The 6,428-nt window shown below is 45.1% G+C and carries 8 protein-coding genes; 3 read left to right on the top strand and 5 right to left on the bottom strand.

The genetic code is table 11. The annotated features are described in order from the left end of the window. Window positions 1-124 precede the first annotated feature (124 nt). Window positions 125-271, top strand: coding sequence for a hypothetical protein (locus F6K46_RS37625; protein WP_293067945.1), 147 nt, complete (start codon window positions 125-127; stop codon window positions 269-271). Here F6K46_RS37625 and ctpB read toward each other — a convergent pair. Next, the gene (gene ctpB / locus F6K46_RS37620) at window positions 254-1,576 is read right to left on the bottom strand and encodes a carboxyl-terminal processing protease CtpB (protein ID WP_293067943.1); all 1,323 of its coding nucleotides are present in this window, start codon (window positions 1,574-1,576) and stop codon (window positions 254-256) included. The two genes, F6K46_RS37625 and ctpB, sit on opposite strands and share 18 nt — an antisense overlap. A gap of 662 nt (window positions 1,577-2,238) precedes the next feature. Here ctpB and F6K46_RS37615 point away from each other — a divergent pair. Beyond that, window positions 2,239-2,517, top strand: coding sequence for a hypothetical protein (locus F6K46_RS37615; RefSeq protein WP_293074131.1), 279 nt, complete (start codon window positions 2,239-2,241; stop codon window positions 2,515-2,517). Here F6K46_RS37615 and F6K46_RS37610 read toward each other — a convergent pair. From F6K46_RS37610 to F6K46_RS37595, 4 genes are all read right to left on the bottom strand, one after another. Continuing rightward, window positions 2,514-2,789, bottom strand: coding sequence for a MoaD/ThiS family protein (locus tag F6K46_RS37610; RefSeq protein ID WP_293067939.1), 276 nt, complete (start codon window positions 2,787-2,789; stop codon window positions 2,514-2,516). The two genes, F6K46_RS37615 and F6K46_RS37610, sit on opposite strands and share 4 nt — an antisense overlap. 102 nt (window positions 2,790-2,891) lie before the next feature. Continuing rightward, window positions 2,892-3,041, bottom strand: a complete 150-nt coding sequence (locus tag F6K46_RS37605) for a hypothetical protein (RefSeq protein ID WP_158069494.1) — start codon at window positions 3,039-3,041, stop codon at window positions 2,892-2,894. Continuing rightward, entirely contained in the window at window positions 3,020-4,324 is a 1,305-nt protein-coding gene (thrC, locus tag F6K46_RS37600) for a threonine synthase (protein ID WP_293067936.1), read from the bottom strand. The genes F6K46_RS37605 and thrC overlap by 22 nt, the downstream gene beginning before the upstream one ends. Window positions 4,325-4,481: 157 nt before the next feature. Continuing rightward, complete coding sequence (locus F6K46_RS37595; RefSeq protein WP_293067934.1) at window positions 4,482-4,715, bottom strand: hypothetical protein; 234 nt, start codon at window positions 4,713-4,715, stop codon at window positions 4,482-4,484. A gap of 32 nt (window positions 4,716-4,747) precedes the next feature. Between F6K46_RS37595 and ggt the strand changes: the two genes are divergently transcribed. After that, window positions 4,748-6,334: a gamma-glutamyltransferase gene (gene ggt / locus F6K46_RS37590; RefSeq protein WP_293067932.1), complete on the top strand. Its 1,587-nt coding sequence runs from the start codon at window positions 4,748-4,750 to the stop codon at window positions 6,332-6,334. Window positions 6,335-6,428: the final 94 nt, after the last annotated feature.

Raw genomic sequence — 6,428 nt, 5'->3', positions numbered from 1 at the left:
GCCAAAGCGAGCTGATGTTTTCTAGTCTTCGTCTTTGTTCGATTGTCAGCAGCACTTTATCTCTACGACCTCTTCCCATTTTTTTGACCTCAAATAATGATCCTTCTATTGCACTATTTTAGCTGTGTCAGTCCACTACGGAATATCTGCGAAATATCTATCTTCCCCCACTTCCCCCACTTCCCACACTCCTCCCGATTCCCGATTCCCGATTCCCGATTCCCGATTCCCGATTCCCGATTCCCAGCGCAGCTTACCAGACTCTACCTGAGTTTATGGGTTGACTGAGGTTTCCAGGCTCGGAGGCAGTAGTGGATTTTAAAACTGCGATCGCTTTTCCGTATTGAGGATCCTTGCTAGTGCCACGCCATCCCGGTTGACTAGATAGCTGTTGCCGTTGCTCAAGGGTCAACTCTTGCCGAATATCGGGCACAATTCCTTTCAAACTAATATCTTCACCACTGGGTAGGTAGTAGCGAGAGACGGTCACCGTTAAACCTGAACCATCGGATAAGGAATGGACAGACTGGACAGCCGCTTTACCAAAGGTGCGAGAACCGATAACAGTAGCGCGTTTGTTATCTTTGAGAGCACCAGTTAAAATCTCACTAGCACTAGCAGAGTTACCATCCACTAGAATCGCTAAGGGCAGTTGGGTCAAGGCGGTTCGATTAGCGCTGTATGCTTGTTTACCACCGATCCGGTCTATAGTGCTAACAATTTCCCCCTCTTGCATCCACATGCGGGCAATTTCAATACTGGAAAAAAGCAATCCCCCTGGATTACCCCGCAGATCTAGGACATAAGCATTCACCTTCTGCTGATTTAGGTTACTAATTGCCCGTTGCATTTGTTCAGCTGCATGGGAACTAAATTCATTTAAGCTGATGTAACCCACGCGCAGATTCCCTTCCTCCTTGACGCTGTAACGAACAGAGGGGATTTCTATCTGAGCTCGGGTTAGTTCTATCTCAAAAATGCCCTCTCCTGGTCGGGCAATCCGCAGAGTCACTGATGACCCCACTTTACCCCGGATTAGTTCCGAGGCATCTTCGAGACTTAACCCTTTCGTCGATTTGCTATCTACCGCTAAAATCCTATCCCCAGCTTGAAGACCTCCCTTAAACGCTGGGGAATTTTCAATCGGTTCAATGATTAACGGGGTCTCGGTCTGCTTTTCTATTTCCATGCGAATACCCACACCAGACAGTTCACCAACAGTTTGGTTTGTCAAGGCTTGGAACTGTTCTGGCACTAAAAAGCGGGTGTAGGGGTCTTCCAAGGTTTCTAGGGCTTTCCGAATCGCTTTATAGGCTTCTTCCTTTGAAGCGTAGCTTCTGCTGAGAAGTTTGTGCCTAGTCGCTTGCCAGTCAACTTGGTTAAAGGTGTTATCGACATATTCCCGATTGACAGTTTGCCAAACTTCATCAACAATCGTTTTGGGGCTATCCTGAAATGCTACAACCACAGAGCTACCATTAATCGGTGTTGCCCAAGACCAAACTGCTGTGGTTGCGATCGCTCCAGTGAACAGAACACGTTTGAGTCGGGGGAAGTTTTTCAGGGATTGTCTCATGGATATAAGGCGGCAAACTACTTAATTACTTAATCTATTTAGTTATTTAGTTTTTTATAACTTCAACCAGGCTTGAGGTTTTTGTTAACCAGCTCTAGGATTGCCCATGGCTATGACCGACTGAGACTACCTAGCTATGACTACTCATCCTACTGATGATAATAACCAAAAAAAAATATTTTATAGGTTTAGCTTATGATATGATATAATCAAGGGATATTTTAATGTCAGCTGATTCCGTCAACTTAGTCGCTAAGTTTCAGTCACTAAGTTTCAGTCACTAAGTTTCAGTCACTTAGTGTAAGCATTCAGCTATCAGCTATCAGCTATCAGCTTATGTGCTACGCACACGCCGACTTTTGAATAAAACAAGTAAGCATTGGTTTAATCTATGTTACGTCAGCACCTCAAGTAGCTTGAGCCTTGGCCATTCGCGAATGGCTGACGGCTGACGGCTGACGGCTGAATGCTTACCTTAGTTACAAGAGAGGCTAGAGTTTTTTTATACGATTTAATAGTCTAATTGTAATATACAAAAATTCAGCAACTAAGGCAGACTGCCGTTGTGCCAGTTCTAAAACTGAACTGCTCTGGGTACACAGACTGCCATAGCGATCGCAAAATAAACACTGATTTAGCGGCCAGTTCAGGTGGCTAGCTAAATGCGTGGTATCAAAATACTTGCAGCAATCCCGATCAACCCCCGAGTCTTGTATAGCGCCGCTGAAAATCCAGTTACTGTCGGGAGTTGGGGAGATGGGGAAATGGGGAGTCAGATCAGGGTTCCCTGTGCCCTTTTCCCTACTCCCTGTGCCCTTTTCCCTTCTAAAACCCAGGACGAAAGTTCCTGTAGGGTGGGCAGTGCATCAGACAGATTCACCAAGCTTACCAATGCCTTAGGTAAGCACTGCCCACCTACGATTAACCACAATAATCTCTAACCACCAGCAACAGCTGTTACAATACTCACTTCATCCCCATCGTTGAGTTTTGTTTCTGTATTCTCCAACAAGCGGATATCTTCCCCATTCACGTAGAGATTCAAAAATCGACGGGGTTTACCCTGATCATCGCACAGGCGTTGTTTAATTCCAGGACAATTAGTTTCCAGGGATTCGATCAGTTCAGAAACATTCGTTCCCTGACATTCTACTGTTGCTTGCTCTTGGGTATATTTTTGCAGAGGAGTAGGAATTAAAACTTTTACAGCCATAATCAATATCTTGCTTTTAATTCTCAATTTTGAAGGTTGAATGGTAAGCCATCAGCTATCAGCATTCAGTTATCAGCATTCAGCCATTTGCTGCAGGTGAAGCTACTGTTCGCGCAGCGCAATGCTTTTGAATAAAATAGGCTGTTCGCGTGGCGTGAGCCTTTGGCTGAGGGCTGAGGGCTGACCACTGACCACTGACTGCTGACTGCTGACTGCTGACTGCTGAATGCTTAAACTAAAACTTGCTGCCATTCCAGACGGTCTAGGGTGTTAGCCCGCTCTAATGCTTGCTCGAAATTGTCTAGTTTTGGTTCAATGATAAACGGTTGACCCACATAGCCTTGAACTGCTTCTTGGGTCTTCAAGCCATTACCAGTGATGTAGGCTACTGTAGTTTCATCGGGGTCAATTTTACCAGCTTCTACCAACTTCTTGAGTACAGCAATTGTAGTACCTCCTGCAGTTTCTGTGAAGATTCCTTCGGTTTCTGCCAGCAACTTCATCCCTTCGATAACTTCTGCATCAGTCACGGATTCAATGTTTCCGTTAGTTTTCTTAGCTATTTCTAAAGCATAGATGCCGTCGGCTGGGTTTCCAATCGCAATAGATTTAGCAATAGTGTTCGGCTTGACTGGAGTAATAAAGTCCCGTCCTTCTTTGAAAGCTTGAGCGATTGGGGAGCAACCTTCTGCTTGAGCGCCACTGAAGCGCACTGATTTATCATCCACTAGACCCACTTTGATGAATTCTTGGAAGCCTTTGTAGATCTTGGTGTATAGGGAGCCTGATGCCAAGGGAGCAACAACATGATCCGGTAGTTGCCAACCCAGTTGTTCAGCCACTTCAAAGCCCAGAGTTTTGGAGCCTTCTGAGTAGTAGGGACGTAGGTTAATGTTCACAAATCCCCAACCGTGGGTGTTGGCTACTTCACAACAGAGACGGTTGACTTGGTCGTAGTTGCCTTTGACTGCCATTAATGTGGGGTTGTAAATCAGAGTGCCCATCACTTTACCCGCTTCCAGGTCAGCAGGGATAAACACGCAGCAGTCGAGTCCAGCATGAGCTGCGATCGCAGCAGTAGAATTCGCTAAGTTTCCAGTACTAGCACAGGATACCGTTGAGAAGCCTAACTCCCGTGCTCTACTTAGAGCTACTGATACCACCCGGTCTTTGAAGCTCAGGGTGGGCATGTTGACGGCATCATTTTTAATGTAGAGATTTTTTAACCCTAAGCGTCTAGCCAAGCGAGTCGATTTCACTAAGGGAGTCATTCCCGTACCAACATCAATATAGTTATCAGTGGCAAGGGGTAAGAAAGAACGATAGCGCCAGATAGATTTCGGACCTGCCTCTATGCTTTGCCGGGTTACATGGCGTCTGAGGGTGCCGTAGTCATATTTTACTTCCAACGGACCAAAGCATTCCTCACAAACATGCATTGCCTTGGGCTCATACTCCGCACCACACTCTTTACACTTCAACTTGGTAAATGCGGTAGATGCCTGGGTTTTGGGAGTAATTGTGGCTTGGCTCATGGGTATATCTCTAATTACGTTCTCTAATTACGTTCAGTCAAGACTTGATTAAAAGTAACATACCTCAAAATGTCCGTCAAACATACCCGACTTTTTTAGTCGGGATTACTTACAGCCCTTACACAAGAACCATTAACCAGTCTAAACTACTGTCAATTTAGATACAAACTTTGGTGCGATTAGTGATATATGGCTGTGTGTAGGGAACAGGGAATAGGGAATAGGGAATAGGCAAGAGGCAAGAGGCAAGAGGCAAGAGGCAACAGTAATCCCCCCGACTCCCGACTCCCGACTCCCGACTCCCGACTCCCGACTCCCGACTCCCGACTCCCGACTCCCTAGTAGCGCTGGTGGAAACCGTTATAGTATCTTTCCGAAAGCCGAAAATCATTTCCAATCTCTCAATATTTCCTCAACTATCCCATGGGCAAGATAGCCAAAACACATAAATTCATCATCACTTGCCTCACTACTCTAATTTTCATTAGTGCTGGCAGCGCCTTTGGTCAAGACACAATTATCTTTAGCAGAAAAGATATCTTTCATCCCGTTATCGCTAACAACGGTATGGTTTCCTCTCAAGAAAGCTATGCCTCACAAGCTGGTTTAGCCGTTTTAAAAGAAGGTGGCAATGCTGTTGATGCTGCGGTAACCATTGGGTTTACCCTAGCGGTAACCTTACCGCGAGCTGGGAATCTCGGTGGTGGTGGCTTTATGCTCTTACATTTGGCCAAGGATAACCAAACCATTGCTATTGATTATCGGGAGAAAGCACCACTCGCTGCTACTCGTGATATGTTTCTGGATAATAATGGTGAGGTTGACCCAGAAAAGTCTCGATACAGTTATTTATCTGTAGGTGTTCCTGGTACTGTAGCTGGGTTAACCATGGCACTGGAAAAATACGGCACTATTTCCTTAGAACGGGCATTACAACCAGCTATAGAATTAGCAGAAAAAGGGTTCCCAGTTTCTGAAGATTTGCTCATATCTCTGAGATACTCTAAGCAGCGAATGCAGGCTTCTGAGGCGAGTATGGCTATTTTTTATAAGCCAGGGGGCGTGCCTTATCAGGTGGGGGAAATCTTGGTACAAAAGGATTTAGCCCGTAGTTTAAAGCTAATTGCTAAATATGGGGCTAAAGCTTTTTATGATGGTGCGATCGCATCGGCTATCGTAGCAGATATGGAAGCCAATGGTGGTCTGATTACCAAAGAGGATTTAGCGACATATAAACCCGTGATTCGAGAGCCGATTCAGGGCACTTATCGGGGCTATGAGATTTATTCTATGCCACCTCCAAGTTCTGGAGGTATCCATCTGGTGCAGATGTTGAATACGTTAGAAGCATTTCCGATTCGGAAACTGGGACATAATACTGCCCAAACCATTCATTTAATGACGGAAAGTATGAAGTTAGCTTATGCTGACCGTTCTAAGTTTTTAGGAGATCCTGACTTTGTGCCAGTTCCCGTTGCTGAATTAACCTCTAAAACCTATGCTGAACGCATCCGTCAACGGATTAATGCCTATCGAGCAACTCCCAGTTCAGAAATTGCCCCTGGTAATCCTACTCAACCGGTAGAAAGCAATGATACCACCCATTATTCAGTGATGGATAAGTATGGCAATGCTGTTGCTAATACCTATACTTTAAACTTCAGCTATGGCAGTAAAATTACAGTACCGGGAACGGGTATTCTCCTCAACAATGAAATGGATGATTTTTCAGCTAAGCCAGGAGTCCCTAATGCTTTTGGGTTAACTGGAGCAGAATTCAATGCTATAGCACCGGAAAAAAGAATGCTGAGTTCTATGACCCCAACAATTGTGCTCAAAGCTGGTAACCCTTATCTAGTCACTGGCAGTCCCGGGGGGAGTAGGATTATTACCACAGTTTTGCAATTGATTATGAATGTAATTGATCACCAGCTCAATATTGCTACAGCTACTAATGCCATTCGGGTATATCATCAATGTGCGATTTGTTGGTTAGAAACCTTATCCTGAAAAGGATTTGGGGGATTAACCTCAGATAGAAATATCTGAAACTTGTTAGTTAAGTTGGTGAAAATCCAACCGCTGAGGAATCCAGTAGAAGCCC

This window comes from Moorena sp. SIO3E8 (assembly GCF_010692445.1).
GTDB classification, from domain to species: Bacteria; Cyanobacteriota; Cyanobacteriia; order Cyanobacteriales; family Coleofasciculaceae; genus Moorena; species Moorena bouillonii.
This window is presented reverse-complemented; position numbering and strand designations above follow the sequence as displayed.